Genomic DNA, 19,522 nt, shown 5'->3' on the forward strand with positions numbered 1-19,522 from the left:
AATACTAAAAAGCACTCTCACGCTAGTACGTGGGAGTGCTTATTGAGGAGGTCTATTTTCTGGTGAGTGGGTAGCTTTAAAAATGGCCGCCAGTTCGCCGCCTGGGTTGGATTAACGCCTCGACAATACGCCAGTGGAGATATCAACCGGCTGGGTAAAATCAGCAAACGGGGAAACCGGACACTCAGAAAGCTTCTCATTCATGGAGCGCGAGCAATACTAAGCAGAAGCTCGGGCAAAGACGACCGCCTCAGCCAGTGGATGAATGGCTTAAAAGAGCGTATGCACCCATGTAAATGTACCGTAGCTTTAGCTAATAAGCTTGCTCGTATTATCTGGGTGGTATTAGCAACGAAAACAGAGTTCCAAGCTTCTAAAGCATGTGCTTAGTTAGCAACACAAAATACTGAAAACCAGACAACAAACAGGAAACGGTAGCAACACAGTTAATGAAAAAACGGCATTCGCCCTGTTTAGAACCTCGTCGAGGACAACTGCTTGATAGTGAAAGCATAGTGTGTGTAACAGGCAAACAGGGCTCTTGAATCTCATTAGGGCGCTTCGCACTAAAGCGAAACAGAGACGCCGGATATATGTCAAAAGACCGTATTCTTAACTGATGCCAATACCATTAATCAGGTGAATCTTATGTAACGGACAAACGACTATGGCTTTGTAACTAACAAACCTTCAATCTTTACTTGATTGGAGTGACCATATATGTCCCCGTTAAAAAGAACCAATGATTCAACCGCCGCCTAACTTGTCCAGAATCTCATTTTTTAACTGCTCAGGGTTTTCATGGAGCTGTTTTGCAAAGCCTTCTGGCACTTCTGTTTTTGAGTCGTATGTATTCGACCAGTCGATCATGGCCAGCATCATAGGTAACAGAGCTTTTCCTTTCTCTGTTAACTTATAAACATACTTTGAACGTTTCACTTCATCGGTTTGCTTAGTCACAATGCCATTGGCCTCGAGGTCAGCCAGCCTGCTGGCAAGTATGTTTGTGGAAATACCTTCACCGGCATCCAAAAACTCGTTGTAGTACTTTTTTCCTTTGAACATCAGGTCACGAATGATCAAAAAGCTCCACTTGTCACCAAACTGACTCATGCCGAAACGTACAGGGCAACCGGCCCAGTTTTTTGTCTTTTTATCTACCATAGGGCTAATCATACGACGTGCTAATTTAACTTGCAAAAAGAAAGTGGATTGACTAGGGTTAATTTAACTTGCAAAAAACAAGTTAAATTAATAAGGAGAATGAAATGAAGTTATACGTCATTGCGGGCTCACCAAACTCTCGTAAAGTACTTGCTGTTGTTAAGCATCTGGGCATAGATATTGAAACCCATTCTCTTGATTTATTTAAAGGTGATAACAAACAAGCGGAGTATCTCTCCCTTAACCCAAACGGTATGGTGCCATGCTTAGTGGATGGTGATTTGTCACTTTGGGAATCGAACGCTATTAATCAGTTTCTGGCAGACACCGTTCAAGGTCAGGATATTTACCCGGAAGCATTATCTGTCAGGGCTGATATAAACCGCTGGCTTTCTTGGGAGTTAGCGCACTTTAATCAGGCGTTTGGGACTCTAGCTCTGGAAGCGGTAGCCAAGCCTAAATTTATGCAAAGTGAGGGCGAACCGGCAGTTATCAAGTGGGCACAAGAGCAGTTAGCTCGTTTCTCTTCTGTATTAAATAGCCATCTGGAAAATCGAATGTTTGTGGTAGGAGAGTCAGTTACTATTGCGGATTACGCTATGATTCATGTGGAGTTTTTTAAAGAATCCGTTCCTTTTGACTGGTCTCCTTACCCACATTTAAACGCCTACTTTGATCGAATCAGACAATCACCAATCTGGCAAAGTACAGCGGCTTCCAGCATTGAAAATATAGGCAGGGTAGTGAGTTAATCAGGTGTATGTCAATTAAATAAGCTTCTGTACCCACACACTTTGTGGTGTGTGTCCCCGCAAAAAAGATCTACTCAAACCTGAAATAGACAAAGTAGGTATCGTCACTTTGGTCATTGTCGTTGGCCATCAGATAGGTGTTGTCCGATATCCGGGTCAGGCTCTCGTAGTTTTTTGTTAACGGATTGTCGATATCAAACGGCTTGATAACAGACGACGCGCAGCGCTCTTTGCAGCCGGACAGAGCAACATGTTTGAGTAGTAGTTTGGTGGTGACTTTCTCATTTTTACCGTCGACATTTGTTATCTTATCTACCCGCCTTTCAATCACAATAACATCACCTTGCGGTGTGTACTCATAGCCGGAAATTTCTGAGCTCTTGTTAAATTTATATGTCTTTCCGGAAGTGATATTAAAGATTCTGTGCCAATGATCTTTTGAATCCTGTGGCGAGGTGATCAAGCCAAATTGAGTATCGTAGGCCAAAGCTTCCAGCATCTTATTTTTGCTGTTATAGAAAGACTTTTTGCTTAGTTTTTCAGGTAGTGCTAGCGGCTCTATTTCTTCCCCTTTGCTATCAAAGCGGATTATGGCCGGAGTTCGTTCAAAAGAGACCAGCAACTGAGTGTTACCTTTTATGTTGTCTTTGTCATTCTGTAGTGCCAGCCCTTCACTATCAATCTTCCCTAAAAAGTAGGGTCTAAGCTGGTAATGGTGTAGCACCTTCAGTTGCGTAATCCGTTGTTTACCGAACCCGATTTTAAGGTGGTAAAGATCGCCCTTATCGCCGATGGCATAGAGGATATTCTCATCTTTATCGAAGGCGATATCGGATATTTCCACCAAGTGATCATCAATCCTGACGCTCTGCAGAATACGAAAGTTGTTGTCTGCTTCTGTCTGAATGTCCTTTGGCTTCCCGGCTGCCGCCGCGCTAAGGGATATAAGTAAAGCTAAACCTGTAATTAAACCATGCATATGTTTGTTGTTATCTCTTTTAGATCCCTGTTTAAGCAAGTGTTTTAGGGCTTTGTTCTGCCTTGCTTATATAACTGTGCCTGTATGTTCCTGAACTTCACTATAGACGAACTTATTCACATATTTCCAGTGGATAGAGTTTATGTCTTTGATTAACAGACGTTTGGAACATCAGGGAGTCCCCGGAAATGGGAGACGACAGATGTATCCGTTCCCACAGTTGCTATTGATCTTTAGCTCAATAGTTGCTGATTCCGGCGACAATAATCATCAATTAATTTGGATGGGATTCAAGTTGGCAGTTAAGTCAAAAAGAAAAATAACTTACACAAAAGTAAACCGCGTTCCTTCAGCAGAGACGGTTTCTGCTCTGTTTAAGGAGCTTCTTCAAATCACGGGTCTGACAAAATCAGATTATGCAGACCTTACCGCTGAGCTTACAGGAGTAGAAACGGTCAGGGAGGCGAGTGTTAAAACCTGGTTGTATAACGGTGTTTTGCCGAGTAAAGGGTCGAGAAAAACCGTGCTTCGCATGTTTGAGCTGCTCTGTGATGGAGAGTTGGCAGCGCAGTGGAGTCAGGCCTTTATCGATCTTGAGATTAAGGCAAAGCGGCAAAGAAAGAGAAACACCCGACGGCCCAGTCATGCAGAGGTGATACCAGATGACTCATCAACGGAAAACAGTCACACAGTAACCAGTGAGGAACTAAGCCGGAAAGAGCCGGTGGATGATAAGGTTGTCCGGAGAAAATGGTCTCTGCCTGTTGTTAAGCTGGCGGAGAGAGCCGGACGACCCTATCGCATGGGCGGTGTGTTAATCGTTGCTGCGCTGTTTACAGCTTCTGTGCTGCTATTTTTAGCCAGCGCTATCAACAGGGTCACTATCGTGAATGAGATTGTGCTTGCGGATTGCAATGCTGATTTATCTGATTCAAGGCAGAGAGGCGCTTTGGAGTACTCAGTCAGGGTTATTAGAAATAATGTTCTGGCTGGTGAGCATGCAGATAATGCATTGCCAGATAATCAGGTTATAGAGGGTTATCACTCTCCTGACACTTGTCATTTGGTGGTTTCTCAGCAAAAGGAGCAAGGAGTGAAAATTCAGTTGCCCCCTCAACAGAGGCAACTGGTTAACAGTAAGCTAAGCAGGGAACAGCGATAATTGACTGATCCTAGGCAATTCTGGAGATAGGCTCTTTGTCTGACAGGTCTTCTTTCCAGTCTGTTTTACAGCTGCAGTTGGGGATTTGATCGGGGATATTGCCCGATTCACGGATTCCTTCCAGCATGGTAAGCATGGTGGGATCGCACTGCGGACAGTTTGAAGGGCCAGCAATAGGAGGGGGAGTATCATCAAACCCGCCAATGATCAGTGGCCAGTTTTTCGCTTTGGCCTGTAAGGCTATGTTGTAGATAGTCCACAGCCATGGCGGGCGAAACTCCCCTTTATTATACAGCTGTTCCAGATGAGTGCCTTCCGGTACAAAGGCACAGGATAAAACCATCTCATCAATACCGAGATCAGCCAGATAACTCAGGGTATTGATCACTTCCTGATAGGCCTGCCATTCCGTCAGTTCCGGAGCTTTCAGAAACACATAGATGGAGGTACGAACACCTAATTGCTGCATGATTTCGATTTTGGCTTCAAACAATTGTCTGTCGATACCCTTTTTCAGCATCACATTACGTACGGTATCGTTATGACTTTCAAAGCCGATACCGACAATCAGCTCTTTGTCTTTTAGCTGGATAAGGGCATCTTCCAGTTTTCGCTGGGTAATAAAGCGCGGATAGGCCTCAACAAAAAGCTGTTTGATATTAGGGTGATTGGCGACATGCTGATAAACATGGTGCTGAAACTCTGTCGGTAATTCTGAGTCGGGGAAAAAGCTGCCACCGTTAAACACCGCCATTCTTTCTACTTGTTCATTCCCAGTGGTGAGGTGATCAAACATCTTTTTATAGGTGTCCGTTTCCAGTTTCCAGCTACCAAAGTAGTTTTCATTTCCCGAACCCATAATCACTTCTCTGGTAAAGCCCGGAAAAGCACAGAAGGTGCAGGCATCACCTTTCATTGCCCGGTAATAACTACAGCCGCCTCCCGGTACAAGAATAGTCTGAGTCACCAGAGGAGACTGGTGGCTGGGAATGTATTTTACTTCTGTTGACTGATCACATGGGTATCCATCAATAAGCTGGTGGGTCATAGCTGAATCCTTAATTGCTCAATATGAGTGATCAATTATTAAGTCTGACATAATAAAACTCAGTAAAAACAAAGGGTAATGAAATGGTAATAGATGGGTAACAGAGCGGTAATTACCTTTATGTTGTACTGATTTTTACTTTTAACGGACGGATATTAAGGCTCTGATTACATAAGATGGAGTTTTACCGTGAAAGTAAGAACAGTCAAAGAGCAAGATTATCAGGAGATCGCTGATTTAGAGGTTACAGTCTGGGGGGAAGAGGGGGCCAGTTACGATATTATCCGCTCAAGACACGAGATTTTTCCCGAGGGAAGTTTTGTTGTCGAAGAGGAAGACGGCACTATTGTAGGATATGCTGCTGTACAGAGAGTAAACCGGGCATCGGATGATACATGGTTTGAACAGACCGATAGCGGTTATATTAAAGAGTCTCATGTGCCTGATGGTCATATCTTGTACGGAATAGGGATGGCAGGGCTGAAACATGGTGTGGCAGATCTCATTATCAAATATGCCCACGACTATTTTATAGCATCGGGTATATGCTATATGTTGGTACTCGGAAGTCGTGTTCCCGGCTTTGCAGCATGGACACGTAAAACCGGACTAGGAATTAAGGAATACATAACAACCAGAAGACCGGACGGATACTCCATTGATCCTGAACTGATGCTCTATCAGAAGCACGGTTTTGAGATCTTATGTGAAATGCACCACTACTTCCCTTGTGAAGACAGCTTAGATTACGGTGCATTAATTATAAAAAAATAGAACTGACTGACGATTGCCGGCATTAGCCGATGCCGGCAACATGCTATAAAAATGGAACGACAACTTAAACTTCAGGCCTTACTGCTGAAAACGGTAACTGATATCGAATTATGGCAGGACGTTTTGGGCCAGATAGCAACTATTACCGGTGCTCGTAAGGGCATCATTATGCTGCGTAACAAGAGCACATCTGATCTTTATATCTCTAAAGATATTCACTTCGATCTGCAAAGTCCTATGCTTTACGGCCTGAGTAATGAAGAAGTAGGGTCTTATATTACTCATTTCTACAAGGTAGACCCCTGGACAGAAATTGAGAACAAACACCATCCTGTTGCACCTTATGCCATGTCGTCTTATTTGCCTATTGATGAGCTGGAAAAGACAGAGTTCTGGCAATGGCTGGAGCCACAGGGCATCAGCGATACGGTGGTGGTTGAGCTCCATTCCTCTGTTGATAGCTGGATCTCTCTTAATATGTTTTTTGACGGCAGAGACGAGAAAGTGAAACAAGCGACTCTGGAACTGCTGAGGAACATGCAGGATATCTTCACTCAGGTGTGGGAATTTGGAATGCAACACCGGGCAACAACGGCTTCTCCTGAAAGCCTTAACTTTTTCCTTGAGCAGCAGGAGTTGCCTTCTTTACTGGTCGACGGACATTCAAAGGTTGTTAAAGCGAATGAAAAAGCAGAGCAGTTATTAGCTGAATCTTCATTTCCAATCAGCAATAAAGACGGCTATCTGTTTATTAAGGACAGAGCAGAGTTAAATAAGTTAAGGGAAGGTATTGCTGCGCTGTCTAAGTCAGAGTCTCAGCCAGCGGCACTGCCAACTTGTGATATCAAGATTAACGGCTATAACTGCCTCTGTACGCTTCTCGGGGAAGGGGAAGATGTTATTGGTGCTGATACAGTGTTACGAATGCTCTCCATTAAACCTGAAAAAACAGTGACGGTGAATGGTATGTGCCTGATTTGGGAGAGTGAAGGTCTGACACGCAGGGAGAAAGAGCTGGTTGAGGTGCTCGCCAATGGTGGCAGGGTAGTTGATTTTATGAACCAGTATAATCTGGCGAAAAGTACCTCACATATTCACTGGGGCAATGTGAAAAAGAAGCTGAATGTGAAGGACAGAAACGAGATTTATGCATACCACAAGCTATATCTGGAGACGATTAATTAGTCATTCAGGGCTGTTTAATGGTTATTGATTAATCAATTAGTAACTAGTTACTATTTTCTTTTATATAACCAGTACCTATGCTTTAACCCAGAATTACAACAATGTCAGTTGACTTCTAAATGAAAACAAAGCCTGACAATAACAGGCGAATACAAATTAGCTGAACCATGATAGCGGCTACTATCATCCAGCTTATAAAAAACCAGCGCATAGGGGCGCTTAATCTCGCGGGGGGTTAAGTTTCAATATGACCGCTGGTTTTTTTATTTCTTCCCTCTATCCCTAACCCTTATGCTAAACTGCCTTCTTTATTTTCAAACTCTGGACTGACAGACAATGAACCCGATTCTTGCAATATTAAAAGAAAACAATATCAGTGATGAGCAGATTAACGAGCTGTTTGAAGTGCTGACACAAAACCCGTTGGCAGCGATGGCGACACTTGGTCAGCTTGGATTACCTCAGGAGAAGTTACAGCTTCTTATGGGGCAGGTGATGCAAAATCCAGCCTTGATTAAAGAAGCCGTTAACGAGCTTGGTCTGGACTTTTCGAAAGTAGAAGCAGCGAAAGAGAAGCTTCAAAAGTAATCGGCAAGTGTTAAAAGTGAAAACAGGCAGAAATTTCTGCCTGTTTTTGTTTGTACTGTTTCGGCTGTTTATTACATGTCGTAAACCGTATAACCTTTCTTAGTCAGGCATCTGCGCAGCACTTTAGATTGAGTTTTGGTCGCATCATTTGCGCCACCTGCCGCACCTGCCCCGGCACCAATCGCGCCACCTGCTGCCGCACCGACAAGTGCACCGCCGATACCGTCTTGCAGTACACCCGCAATCGCGCCAACGGCAGCTCCTGTAAGGCCACTGTTGACAGCTTCTGTTTTAGCCGCAGCACCTTTATCGACTTTCTCCGCGTATGACTGGCAGTAGGCAAAATCTTGCTCATACTTTGCCTGATCGACACCTTCCATATCGACAACCGGTTTTTGATTGTAAGCACAAGCTGAGAGTACCAAAGCCGCAATAGAAACAGAGATAATTTTATACATCATAGTAATCCTGAATGAATGTTGTCCCAGATGCTACTTCATCTGAATAGCTGAATATGTAAGGAAAAGTAAGCAGCCCTAAACCTTATATTTTGAGGTAACTTAGGTTTATATAAGGTTAAGCACTGAAAAATAAAAAGGGAAGCATTTTGCTTCCCTTTTCAGGTTAGGTTTGTAGCGACTGAATCAGCATGGCTTATCAGATAGAGAAGCGTTTTACTATGGTCACTAGCTGCTCATTTATCTTAGCAATCTCTTCTGCGTCAGTAAGTGCCTGCTTACCGTTGGCGTCAAGCTCAGTAACAATTTCGCTAATTGCCGTCATGTTGGAGCTCACTTCTCTGGTGACACTGCTCTGCTCTTCCGCTGCTGTGGCAACCTGTGTGCTCAGACCGTTGATGTTTTCGACAAAATCCCCCATGGTCATCAGGCTACTTGCGACTTGTCCGGCATTGTTTGCCGTCTCTTCACAACGGGTTTTGGTAATGTCCATAGACTCAACCACACTATGAGTACGTGCAACAAGGCTTTCCAGCGCTTTCTCAACTTCCGCTGTGCTCTCTTTGGTTCTGCCGGCAAGGTTACGGACCTCATCAGCAACGACGGCAAATCCGCGACCTTGTTCACCTGCACGCGCAGCTTCAATCGCAGCGTTCAGGGCCAGAAGGTTGGTTTGTTCAGCAATATCACCAATCACCGTCAGGATACTGTTGATGTTTTCTGTTTCGTCATTCATCTTCTGAACGTTTTCAGAAGACTGAGTCACCTCTGAAATCAGCGCTGTCACAGTGGACTGAGCCTGCTCGGTTGTCTCTCTGGACTCCATGCTGGTGTCGCTGGCTTGCTGAGTGATCTCAGCGGTATGAGCGATATCTGATGCCATAGACTCAGCCGTTGCGTTCATCTCTTCAATAGCGGCGACGATTTGCTCTGTTTCAGAAAGATGGTTCTGCAGGAACTCGGCGTTCTCTGCTGAACGGTCGCGCAGGCGAACCATGTTTTCCTGCATCTGATTTGAGGCTTCCTGAATATCACGCATCATCTGCTGGAAATTAGCAATAAACTGATTTACACCGGAAGAGATGTCCGCCAGATCATCATGGCCGTTGACTTCCAGGCGCTGGGTCAGGTCTATAGTGCCTTGAGATAAACCGTTAATGGTTTTCTTAAGCAGCGGAATCGGACGATAGACATAGTTCAGAATCAATGTGTACAGAATCAGTGAAATAATCAAAGAAACAATCGTTGCGATAATGGCGCGGTTTCTTACTTCAGCCAATTTGGCAAAAGCGGTCGATTTATCCAGCTCGATAGAGAGGAACCACTTCTTATCACCGATATCGATCTGGTGAGAGAAGAGGGCTTTGTCAACATCGTTGATTTCATACTCAGTTGCCAGCGTGTTGTTACGGGTGATGTCCTGAGCAAGCTGCTTAAAGTTACCGTTTTCCAGCAGAATAGAGGTGTTTTTAATATCCGGATGATTGGAAGCGAGAACCGCACTATTCTGGTCAAGGATAAAGGCTTTTGCCCCTTCGATATCGATGGAATCAACAATGTCGTTCAACTTATCCAGCGTGATATCGGCAATCAGGGCACCGTTCGGAATTTTCTCAGCCACACTTACCATGGTGGTATCTGTGGTGGTGTCTACATAGATATCGGTGTAAATGGTACCGGAAGCTGCGCGGGCATCTTTATACCAGAAACTTTCCGCTGGTTTATAGCTTTCCGGCGCCTTACCCAGATCCCAGCCGTCTACATTCAGGTCATTGGTGTATGCCGTGTTGTCACTGTAACCAACGGTCAGAATATCGATATTACTGGCGCGGCCCATCGCCATCAATCTGGAAACATCATCAGGTGCGTTAGTGGTATTTTGACGGTAATCTTCCGCCATACCGTGAACGGAGCGCCCGATAGACTCCATAAAGTCCTGAACTTTTTTACTTTCAGATTTGGCTCTTTTGGTGGTGGCGTCAGCAATTAATTCAGTCAGGGAGTCTCTTTCATTGCTGTATGCGATGTAGTTGGTGATGCCGACGGATAGGGTAAGCAGCACGGAGGAGGAGACAAGCAGCGCTTTTTTAAATCCTAATTTCATAATGGTACCATCGAAATTTTAGCGTGTAGGGAAGTGAAACTTATGATGGATAAGGCATTTCACATGAGAATTTGCCGCAGTGTAGCGCAATTTGTAACAAAATATGTACCATTGACTTCATAAGATATGGGGCAATGTCAGAAAATTCTGGCAGATATGTGATCAGAATAGAATATCGGCGGGTGAATTGAACATTAATAGAACAATTTACTGTAAGGCTTGTTTGATAAAGATTTTCTTATGATTTGAACTCGCGGTTATATTTGTATATCGCGTGACGGGTAATCCCAAGCTGCTCTGACACAATGGCTGTCGCTTCCTTAAATTCAAAGATGCCCTTGTCAAACAAAACTTTGGTAATGGCCTTGTTTTTTCCTTTCAGGTTGATAGTTGCATCGCTCTCAACTTCGACCACCGCACTTTCAATAGCATCTTTGATAATTGATGCAGGTGACGAACTTAATTGTTTATGAATTTTCAGATGAGTATCAGTTATGTCCGGCATCAGGGTTTTAATGATCTCCGGAAATGGATGAGACAAGTTCATATTGATGCAGAGTAGCCCTATCGGTTTATGGTTTTCTCCTGTTAGCACACAACTGGTTGATTTAAATAAAGAACCATCTTCTGCTGTAGTAAAATGATTTTCTGTTGCCACATCTCCTTTCTTCGCGAATGAGTCTAGTATTCTCAGGCCTGCATCGGTAATCGGAGAACCTACTTCTTGCTTTGTATTCTGGCTGTTCACAATCTTTACTACAGAGTGTTTAAGGTTTTCGAGTGAGTAGATTACTACTTCGCAGTGAGGGCCAATAAACTCAGCAATCGTCTCTGCAAGGCGAAAATTCGATTCTAAATGCACTCTGTCTTTGTCAGTAAAATCTAAATGGAGTGAACTATATGCAGCAGGGGTCATTTCTGGTCACTAATGTTAACTTTATCTTGCGGTAATTCTCTTAAATTAACCTTTTTATTGCAATAAATCTCATGAGTATGTGTCGCTATACAACTTTACTTTCATTAGTGGGCCATGTGTAAAGTTACCTAAATGAAACTGGGGTTCAGATTTATTAGGAGAAGATGGCCACTTTAAACATCTGTCAGAAAATGGTTATACAGAGTTCTAATCGTTCTTGCGATAGGTTAAGTTATTCATATTCCGGTATTGAATATGGAGTTGTTTCATGTTTTCCCTTCAGGTAGATAGCGAGCTGGAGCTTGCCCTTGTACAACCCTCTTTTGCTGCCTGTTATGTGGAGCTGGCCAAAAGGGATTTTGATTATCTCAATCAGTGGCTGGCGTGGCCGCCACACTGTCAGACAGAAGCGGCATTCTCTGAGTTTATAAAACGATCTCTGCACGATTATGCCGACGGCAAAAGCATGACTTGTGCTCTTATCTATCACGGAGAAGTGGTGGGCAATATCAGCTTTAATAAAATCAACCATTCTCTTAAATCCGTTGAGATAGGTTACTGGGTAAGTCGCCGGTATCAGGGCAAAGGCATAGTGACCCGCGGGGTAACTGCCTTGATTGAAATGGCTTTTAATCAGCTGGAAATGGAGAAGGTACAGATCTCAGCAGCAGAAGGTAACCAGCCGAGCCGGGCGGTGTGTGAAAGGCTGGGCTTCTCGCTGGAAGGGATTATCAGCCAGGCTGAAAACCTCAACGGCCGAATTGTTGATCACGCTATTTATGCCATGCATAAGAAGAACTGGAACAGGGCAGAGTAATGAAGTTAGAGACGGAGCAACTGATATTGCGCGACTTTCTCCCTCAGGATACAGATGACTACACAGAGCTGACGCAGGATGAGAAGTATCAGCGTTTCTATAGTGAAGCCGATTGCAGCGAGGAGAAAGCCCGCTTTCTGGTTAAGTTGTTTATTGAACAGTCGCAAGAGAGTCCCCGTAGTAAGTTTCAGCTTGCAATAGTCGATAAAGCCTCAGGAAAACTGATCGGTACCTGTGGTGTCAGGCTGGAAGAGCACAGACAGGCGTCGATGGGGTGCGGGGTGGCAAGAGAGTTTCAGGGCAAAGGTTATGCGCTGGAAGCGTCCGGTGCTTTGCTGCAATATGCCTTTGAACAGTTAAATGTGCACCGCGTCTATGCAGAAACCATCAGCGAAAATCGTGCTGCTATTTTTCTCTGCCGTCAGTTGGGTATGGAAAAAGAAGCTCACTTTTGTCAGCACAGATATTTTAAACAGCGCTGGTGGGATACGGTGGTTTATGCGCTAACCAAATCTGACGCTGAGAGATGATCATTTTACACTGTAAAACCGTGCAAAATGATCCGGTTCCGCTCGGTGAGAAAAGTAGTTAATCAGAAAAGAAAAACCAGCCTGACTCAGGCTGGTCTCCTTATTTCAGGATCAGGACATCAGGCATAACCGATAAGGGCTGGCAGCCAGAGTACAATTCCCGGGAAGGCGATCAATACCGCTATGGTCAGTACATCTGCGATAAAGAATGGTGTACAGCCGCGGAATACATCCTGAACAGAACACTCAGGGCGGACGCCGGCCACCACAAAGCAGTTCAGGCCGATAGGTGGGGTGATAAGACACAGCTCCGCCATTTTCACCACAATAATCCCGAACCAGATGGCACAACCGATACCGGAGACGCCAAAAGCAGAGTCTGCCGCCGCCACATCAACGCCGCCATTCAGGGCAATAATGGCCGGGTAAACCACAGGAAGGGTAAGTAGCAGCATACCAATAGCATCCATAAACATACCGAGCAAGGCGTAGGCGCACAGGATCAACAGCAGTGTCAGCATAGGGCTCTGTTCAAGGCTTACGATCCAGTCAGAGAATGCACTAGGCAGATCAGCAAAGCCGAGGAAGCGCACGTAAATCAGTACCCCCCAGATAATGGCGAAGATCATGGCTGACAGCTTGGCGGTTTCCATCAGCGAGCTTTTCAGCTCCTTCCAGCGGCTGCCGTGATAAAGAGCAACCAGCAGGATAACTGTTGCACCCAGCGCACCGGCCTCTGTCGGCGTACCGACACCACCATAGATGCAGACCATAATAATGGCCACCACAAAGAAGATAGGCATAGCACCGGGAAGAGACTCAAAGCGCTGCTTCCAACTGTAGCCTTTCACCGGCGGGCCGAAATCCTTACGTGTCATGGCGAGAAAGACCACCAAGCCACCGTAAATCAGGGCAGAGACAAAACCGGGGATAAAACCGGCCATCAGCAGTGCGCCGACATCCTGTTCCACGATAATGGCGTAGATAACAAGAATGGCCGACGGCGGGATCAGGGAAGCGAGAGTACCACCCGCAGCAACCACACCGGCCGCAAAGCGCTTGTCATAGCCAAGCTTAAGCATTTCCGGTACGGCAATACGGGCAAACACCGCAGAGGTCGCTACAGAAGCGCCCGATACAGCGGCAAAACCGGCAGTGGAGAATACCGTCGCCACACCCATTCCGCCCGGAAGCCAGCCAACCCAGCGTTTTGCTGCTTCAAACAGAGATTTGGTTAACCCTGCATGGTAAGCAAGAAAACCAATCAGGATAAAAGTCGGGATCAGAGAGAGGGCAAGAGAGGAGACCTTAGAGTGGGGAATGGTCCCTGCCATCTTCACGGCAACTAAAAAGCCGCGCTCAAAGCCCAGTTTGGCACTAAAGATCCACAACAAGCCAAGAAAACCGGCAATTGCGGCTGCAAAGGCAACCCGAACACCGAGAATTACAAAGATAAGCATGGCGCCGGAGACCCAGAGACCAATCTCAATGCTCTCCATTTCCGCCATGGTTTGAAATAGTTGTGACAAGATAAACCTCCTACTCGTCGTGTCCGCTGACGGTATCTGCTTCTTTTGCAGCAACTTCCGCTGCCGATTCAATGAGCGGTACTGCTACAGGCTTCTCGCTGTTCTGTCTTAGTGCCCGAAGGTAACCCCAGATTTGCAGCATCAGCCGCAGGGCCAGAACAGACAGGGCAACAGGCACAACCAGCTTGGCCGGCCATGTCGGCAGATTGATATCCAGTGATGAGTCACCAATGGAGTAGGCACGCCAGAAGTGCAGGTATGAACCGTAGATAAGAATTGAAGTGACGATCAGCATCAGTACGGTTGTGGTCAGCTCTGTAAACCAGAGCCAGCGTCCGTGTAGCCTGCCGACCACAATGTCCATTCGGATATGGCCGCCCATTCGCTGGGTATAAGCAATACCGAGAAAAGCGATAAAGGCCATCGCCTGTTCCACCCAGTCCACATAACCACTGATAGGGGCGGAAAACAGCCAGCGTCCGAGCACGTTAACGGTGGCGAGAAGAACCAGCAGGAAGATCACTAATCCGCCCGTCAGGTTGAGAATCGACTCTAAGCGGAAAAACCATCGGTCTGTCCGGCTTAAGGCAGAGTTGTCCTGTAAAACAGAAGCAGCGGCCGACATATCAGCCTCCTATTTTAAAATCAGTCAGGAAAAGCAGAATCAGTGGCTAGAAGAGAGCCACTGATTCAGATCATTGGATTACTGGTTAGCAAAAAGCTTAGCGGTGTAGTCGTAAACCGCCTGAGCATCAAATTTGCCCTGATACTTCTTCACCCACTCCTGACGTACAGATTCTGATAGTTGGTTTAGCTTCTCTGTCTGCTCAGGGGTAAAGGTGATCATCTTAAGTCCCTGCTCTTTAACTGCTTTTTCGTACTTGGCAGTGGTGTTTTGCTCGTAGTTCTGCACGTAGAAATCAAGCGCTTCGTCTACTGAGCCAAGTAGTGCCTCACGATGTGCTGGTTTCAGTGATTCCAGTGCTTCGGTGTTAACGATAACCGGGCAGTTAGCTGAACCAAGGTTCAGGTTAGTGGTTGCCCAGCTTCCCACTTTGTAGGAGTTAGTCGCCAGATGGGCATGGGGCGCGAAAGAGGCCGCATCGATTACGCCTGAGTCCATAGACTGACGTACTTCAGAGAACGGAACGCCGGTTTTTACTGCGCCCAGTTTGCCCAGTACGCCCATAATGCCGCCCGGGCCACGTACGCGAAGGCCGTCGAAATCATCCAGTGAGTTGATAGCATCACCTTTACTGACAATGTTGTACTGAGGAAGCGGAGTCGGCATCAGCAAAGTAGCATTCCAGCGGGCAAGGTCTTTCTTCACTTCAGGATGTTTGAACACCTCGGAGTATATCTTGCTGACCTGAGCGAGTGACACATCCTGCGAGAAAGGAAGCTCGGTAACGGTAATCGTCGGGTTTTTATCGGCATGGTAGAAAGAGCAGAACTGCGCCATTTCAAAGGCACCAAAAGAGATACCATCCAGATTTTCACGGGACTTAGACAGGCCGCCGTAAGAGATTTTCAGCTTAAACTCACCTTTGGTCTTTGCTTCTACCAGCTCTGCCAGCTTTTCTACGTTTTCAGTAAAGGCCCTGCGTTTGCCCCACAGAGAGACGTTCCATTCAGTGGCGGCATTGGCTTCCGCCACCATAAAACCAGCCAGAGCCAGAGAGGTAATCAGTGATGTTTTCATCGCTTTCATCATTTCGTCCTTGTTGTTTTATCTTTGTTGTAGGGTAGTAAAACTCATTTGTACTCATGCCTTAGAGCAAATGGTTTGCCAACATGTCAGGCCAATATGAAATTAAAATGTAACAAGCTGATAACAAAAGAGTAATTTCGTTTTATTCTGTGTTGTGCAGAGAGGAGGCTGCGACGACTGAACAAAAATAAGCCAAATTTGGCTCACGTTATGGGGCGAAGAGGTCGACAATCGGCCATTTTTGGCTTATTGATAGGCAGAGTGTCTGATGTAAAACAGCGTTAACTTATTGTCTTGATTAGGCTGAAAAATTCAGTTTAAACCATGGCGTATAAATTGCTTACCAAGGGGCCAATAGGCTGAATACCGATACCAGAGTGGAGCGACAGGATGTCACAAACCGGAATAAGCAGGCTGCTAAACACCAGAAAGGTGGATGGCTGGATCCTGATTGCTGCATTAGTTACAGGTTTGTTACTGGCAGCAGTGCTGCTGAAGACCACAAAGAGTGCCTACTATAAGGAGCTTCACCATGTTGGCGAAGAGCGGCTGAATTTATATGCCTCAACAGTACAGGCCGAGCATAACCGTTTTGAGTATCTTCCTTATATAGTGGCGCAGGATAGTCAAATTCTTAAGTTGCTGGGAGGTGATAAATCAATACCGCTGTTACAGGCAGTCAACCACAAATTGGAAGACTGGCAGAAGGAATCCGATGCTGACACCTTATACCTGATGGATCATAAAGGCCTTGTGATTGCCAGTAGCAACTGGAGCAAGCCTGAAAGTTTTATCGGCAGTGATTACCACTTTCGCCCCTATTTTAAAGACGCCATTAATGGCGGTGCAGGCCGCTTCTTTGCTGTTGGCGTGACCACCGGAATACCGGGGTTGTTCTTATCCCGCCCGGTTATTTCAAACGGTGAAGTGATTGGTGTTGCAGTACTTAAGATTAATATGTCGGATCTTGAAGCCAACTGGAGTGCCGGCGGTGAACAGGTTTGGGTGAGCGATAACGACGGCGTGATCTTCTTAGCCAGTAATCCACAGTGGCGATACCGCAGCCTGACGCCTCTTTCCTTGCAGACACGTGCAAGGCTGGAGCAGGCTCAGAAATATCGCTCATATCAAATTGTTCCTTTAGGTCTGGCTGAGCTGGAAACTTCAGCGCAAGGCAAACCGATTATTCAACTGACACAGCAGAGTGATGCCAGAGGTGCCAGACCTGTTGCCCGTTCCTATATGCTGCACCACCGGGAGATAGAAGGGTTGAACTGGAGCCTGTTCTACCTAAGTGACTTGTCGGAATTAAAGCAGAGAGAGACAAGTGCCATACTGATTTCTGTGCTGGTGGCGGCACTTTTTGCAGTAGCAGGGCTGTTCCTTCTCAGCCGTTATCGCCATCAGCAGCAGTTAGAGTCAAGAGTGACCCAGCGGACACAGGAGCTTTTCCGGAGCAATAGCCAGCTTAAACGGGAAATAGAAGAACGTATCCGCACCGAAAAGGCGCTGCGCCAGACCCATGAAGAGCTGATTCATGCCGAGAGGCTAGGTGCTCTCGGACAGATCTCTGCTGAGTTGGTGCATGAGATCAGCCAGCCGCTACAGGCAACCCGTACCTATCTGGCCAGTACCCGCCTGTTGATGGATCGCCAGCAGTATTCAATGGCAGAAGAGAATCTGCAGGAGATAGATAACCTGATCCGCCGCGTTTCCGGCATTATCACTCACCTTAAAACTTTTGCCGCTAAATCCGTCGGAGAGCCGGGCCCGGTTGAGATAAGGCAGGTGATCGAAAATGCCTTGTTGGTACTGACCCCACGTATGGAGAAAACCGCCATTGCCCTGAAGTGGCAGCCACAGAAGCAGGACGTTTATGTGTTTGCCAATGAGATAAAACTGGAGCAGATCTTAGTGAACCTGATCCGTAATGCTATTGATGCCATAGATGCAGAAAACTGCCCGCGGAAGGGAGAAATTGTTATCCGCTACGGTGCTAATCAGAACAATGGTGAGAAACAGGGTGAGGCGGTTATTACCATCATAGATAATGGTTGTGGTATCAAAACTGAACATCTTCCGACCCTGTTCGACCCCTTCTTTACCACTAAACCGCCGGGTGAAGGAATGGGACTGGGTTTATCCGTTTCTTACGGCATTATCAAACAGTTTGGTGGTCATCTGGATGTCGAGTCAACGCCCGGTAAGGGAAGTCGTTTTAAGGTCAGGCTTCCGCTGGCCGCAGAGGAAATCGATTATGAACAAGGATAGAGATGATATGGCCGGAGTGAAGGTGATTCTGGTTGATGATGAGCAGGCGATACGTAAAGCCACCAAACAGTGGCTCAATCTGGCGGGAATAGAGGTAGAGGATTACTCCGATGCCCGCTCGGCATTAACAGCCATTCAGCCGGGTTGCAACGCCATAGTGGTTTCCGATATCCGCATGCCGGAGATGGATGGTATGGCATTCGCCAATGAAATCCAGAAGGTAGACGCCGACCTGCCGGTTTTGCTAGTGACCGCTCACGGTGATGTAAAGATGGCGGTGGAAGCCATGCGAAACGGTGTGTATGACTTTATTGAAAAACCCGTTGAGCCGGAATTGCTGATAGATCGCATTGAACGGGCCAGTGAAAAGCGGCGGCTTGTGCTTGAAAACCGAAATTTGCAACGCATGCTGAGCCACAAGCACTCACTGGAGAGTCGTATAATCGGTCAGTCGTCGGTGATGGATCAACTGCGTAAACAAGTCGTCTTATTGGGACAGACACCAGTAGATACGGTGATTAATGGGGCTACGGGAACTGGCAAGGAGCTAATTGCCCGTTGCCTGCATGACTTTAGTGTCAGAAGCGGCAACCCGTTTGTAGCGGTAAACTGCGGAGCGATTCCAGAAAATTTGTTTGAGAGTGAACTGTTTGGCCATGAAAAAGGTGCCTTTACCGGTGCGGATAGCCAGCGTATCGGCAAGATAGAACACGCCCAAAAAGGCACCCTGTTTCTGGATGAGATAGAGAGTATGCCGATCAACTTTCAGATCAAACTGCTGCGGGTGTTACAGGAGCGAAAGCTGGAGCGGGTCGGCTCTAATAAGGAGATCCCACTGGATCTCTGGGTGATTGCCGCAACTAAGGAAGACCTGTCGCAGGCTTCTGCCGAAGGACGTTTCCGCGAAGATCTCTATTACCGTTTTAATGTGGTGGAGCTGCATCTGCCGGCAGTTTCCAAGCGGCGGGAAGACATCCCTATGCTGTTTGAATTTTTTGCCCGTAAAGCGGCGATTCAGTATGAGCGCGACTATCCGGAACTGAGTGAACAGGATCTTGCTCAGTTGGTCGACTATGACTGGCCGGGTAATGTGCGCCAGTTGAAAAATGCCGCAGAACGTTTTGTGCTTGGTATGGGGAGTGCCAGCTCTATCGGTGCTATTTTGGGTAACCATGCCCAACAAACGTCAGTTCCGGCGACCTTTAACTTGTCGGAGAGGGTACAGGGCTTTGAACGGCAGTTAATCATCCAGTCCCTGCAAAGGCACAAAGGAAACATACTGGCCGTAACAGAGGAACTTGAACTGCCACGCAGAACCCTGAACAACAAAATGAAGCAGTATCAGATTCAGCGTAAAGACTATATCCAAACCTAGTCAGGTGACTCAGAAAGACAGAAGTTATCGCAGTGCTCATAGTCTTTAGCATTTTCAACAAAGGAATATATTGACCCCTCAGCTGTTTGCGACGCTGAAAAACACACTCCCAATTAGCTACTCCAGAAAAACGGCTAGAGGTCCCTGAGCGACCTCTTA

At 46.4% G+C, this 19,522-nt stretch carries 18 protein-coding genes and 1 pseudogene; 10 read left to right on the forward strand and 9 right to left on the reverse strand.

Annotation, left to right across the window (positions count from 1 at the left end; translation table 11 throughout):
- Positions 1–66: 66 nt before the first annotated feature.
- Positions 67–390 (forward strand): annotated as a pseudogene (locus tag PK654_RS16120) (transposase); the annotation flags it as partial.
- Between the two features lie 357 nt (positions 391–747).
- Here PK654_RS16120 and PK654_RS16125 read toward each other — a convergent pair.
- The gene (locus PK654_RS16125; RefSeq protein WP_271699946.1) at positions 748–1,176 is read right to left on the reverse strand and encodes a winged helix-turn-helix transcriptional regulator; all 429 of its coding nucleotides are present in this window, start codon (positions 1,174–1,176) and stop codon (positions 748–750) included.
- A gap of 92 nt (positions 1,177–1,268) precedes the next feature.
- On the opposite strand from PK654_RS16125, the gene PK654_RS16130 reads away from it, so the two are divergent.
- Positions 1,269–1,916 carry a glutathione S-transferase family protein gene (locus PK654_RS16130; RefSeq protein WP_271699948.1) on the forward strand — a complete coding sequence of 216 codons (648 nt, stop codon included), beginning with the start codon at positions 1,269–1,271 and terminating at the stop codon, positions 1,914–1,916.
- Positions 1,917–1,986: 70 nt separating this feature from the next.
- Here the strand turns inward: PK654_RS16130 and PK654_RS16135 are convergent, their stop codons facing one another.
- On the reverse strand, positions 1,987–2,895 hold the full coding sequence (locus PK654_RS16135; RefSeq protein ID WP_271699951.1) for an esterase-like activity of phytase family protein: 909 nt from the start codon (positions 2,893–2,895) through the stop codon (positions 1,987–1,989).
- 202 nt (positions 2,896–3,097) lie between these two features.
- On the opposite strand from PK654_RS16135, the gene PK654_RS16140 reads away from it, so the two are divergent.
- Positions 3,098–4,057 (forward strand): hypothetical protein, encoded by a 960-nt coding sequence (locus PK654_RS16140; RefSeq protein ID WP_271699952.1) that lies wholly within the window; start codon positions 3,098–3,100, stop codon positions 4,055–4,057.
- A gap of 10 nt (positions 4,058–4,067) precedes the next feature.
- Here PK654_RS16140 and PK654_RS16145 read toward each other — a convergent pair whose 3' ends face one another.
- The gene (locus PK654_RS16145; protein ID WP_271699953.1) at positions 4,068–5,105 is read right to left on the reverse strand and encodes a hypothetical protein; all 1,038 of its coding nucleotides are present in this window, start codon (positions 5,103–5,105) and stop codon (positions 4,068–4,070) included.
- Between the two features lie 189 nt (positions 5,106–5,294).
- Between PK654_RS16145 and PK654_RS16150 the strand changes: the two genes are divergently transcribed.
- The 3 genes from PK654_RS16150 (at position 5,295) to PK654_RS16160 (ending at position 7,652) form a co-directional block, all read left to right on the forward strand.
- A complete protein-coding gene (locus tag PK654_RS16150; protein ID WP_271699954.1) occupies positions 5,295–5,879 on the forward strand; it encodes a hypothetical protein in 585 nt (194 codons plus the stop codon).
- Between the two features lie 51 nt (positions 5,880–5,930).
- The gene (locus tag PK654_RS16155) at positions 5,931–7,064 is read left to right on the forward strand and encodes a LuxR C-terminal-related transcriptional regulator (RefSeq protein WP_271699956.1); all 1,134 of its coding nucleotides are present in this window, start codon (positions 5,931–5,933) and stop codon (positions 7,062–7,064) included.
- Positions 7,065–7,400: 336 nt separating this feature from the next.
- The gene (locus PK654_RS16160; RefSeq protein ID WP_271699958.1) at positions 7,401–7,652 is read left to right on the forward strand and encodes a DUF2999 family protein; all 252 of its coding nucleotides are present in this window, start codon (positions 7,401–7,403) and stop codon (positions 7,650–7,652) included.
- 71 nt (positions 7,653–7,723) lie between these two features.
- Here PK654_RS16160 and PK654_RS16165 read toward each other — a convergent pair whose 3' ends face one another.
- From PK654_RS16165 to PK654_RS16175, 3 genes are all read right to left on the reverse strand, one after another.
- Complete coding sequence (locus tag PK654_RS16165) at positions 7,724–8,110, reverse strand: glycine zipper family protein (RefSeq protein ID WP_271700750.1); 387 nt, start codon at positions 8,108–8,110, stop codon at positions 7,724–7,726.
- A gap of 199 nt (positions 8,111–8,309) precedes the next feature.
- Positions 8,310–10,214, reverse strand: coding sequence for a methyl-accepting chemotaxis protein (locus PK654_RS16170; protein WP_271699961.1), 1,905 nt, complete (start codon positions 10,212–10,214; stop codon positions 8,310–8,312).
- 238 nt (positions 10,215–10,452) lie between these two features.
- Positions 10,453–11,130, reverse strand: coding sequence for a helix-turn-helix transcriptional regulator (locus tag PK654_RS16175; protein ID WP_271699963.1), 678 nt, complete (start codon positions 11,128–11,130; stop codon positions 10,453–10,455).
- A 268-nt stretch (positions 11,131–11,398) separates the two neighbouring features.
- Here PK654_RS16175 and PK654_RS16180 point away from each other — a divergent pair, with 268 nt between their 5' ends.
- Together PK654_RS16180 and PK654_RS16185 are read left to right on the forward strand one after the other, a co-directional pair.
- Positions 11,399–11,947: a GNAT family N-acetyltransferase gene (locus PK654_RS16180; protein ID WP_271699966.1), complete on the forward strand. Its 549-nt coding sequence runs from the start codon at positions 11,399–11,401 to the stop codon at positions 11,945–11,947.
- Positions 11,947–12,477 carry a GNAT family N-acetyltransferase gene (locus PK654_RS16185; RefSeq protein WP_271699968.1) on the forward strand — a complete coding sequence of 177 codons (531 nt, stop codon included), beginning with the start codon at positions 11,947–11,949 and terminating at the stop codon, positions 12,475–12,477. The genes PK654_RS16180 and PK654_RS16185 overlap by 1 nt, the downstream gene beginning before the upstream one ends.
- A gap of 119 nt (positions 12,478–12,596) precedes the next feature.
- On the opposite strand, the gene PK654_RS16190 is transcribed toward PK654_RS16185, so the two are convergent.
- From PK654_RS16190 to PK654_RS16200, 3 genes are all read right to left on the reverse strand, one after another.
- A complete protein-coding gene (locus tag PK654_RS16190) occupies positions 12,597–14,006 on the reverse strand; it encodes a TRAP transporter large permease (protein WP_271699969.1) in 1,410 nt (469 codons plus the stop codon).
- A 10-nt stretch (positions 14,007–14,016) separates the two neighbouring features.
- Positions 14,017–14,631 carry a TRAP transporter small permease subunit gene (locus PK654_RS16195; protein ID WP_271699970.1) on the reverse strand — a complete coding sequence of 205 codons (615 nt, stop codon included), beginning with the start codon at positions 14,629–14,631 and terminating at the stop codon, positions 14,017–14,019.
- A 78-nt stretch (positions 14,632–14,709) separates the two neighbouring features.
- A complete protein-coding gene (locus PK654_RS16200; protein WP_271699972.1) occupies positions 14,710–15,720 on the reverse strand; it encodes a C4-dicarboxylate TRAP transporter substrate-binding protein in 1,011 nt (336 codons plus the stop codon).
- A gap of 387 nt (positions 15,721–16,107) precedes the next feature.
- Here PK654_RS16200 and PK654_RS16205 point away from each other — a divergent pair, with 387 nt between their 5' ends.
- Both PK654_RS16205 and PK654_RS16210 read left to right on the forward strand, forming a co-directional pair.
- Positions 16,108–17,988, forward strand: a complete 1,881-nt coding sequence (locus tag PK654_RS16205) for a sensor histidine kinase (RefSeq protein ID WP_271699974.1) — start codon at positions 16,108–16,110, stop codon at positions 17,986–17,988.
- On the forward strand, positions 17,975–19,363 hold the full coding sequence (locus tag PK654_RS16210) for a sigma-54-dependent transcriptional regulator (protein WP_271699975.1): 1,389 nt from the start codon (positions 17,975–17,977) through the stop codon (positions 19,361–19,363). Before PK654_RS16205 ends, PK654_RS16210 begins: the two co-directional genes overlap by 14 nt.
- The last annotated feature ends 159 nt before the right edge of the window (positions 19,364–19,522 follow it).

The organism is Vibrio sp. SCSIO 43137 (genome assembly GCF_028201475.1).
In the GTDB taxonomy this organism is placed as follows: domain Bacteria; phylum Pseudomonadota; class Gammaproteobacteria; order Enterobacterales; family Vibrionaceae; genus Vibrio.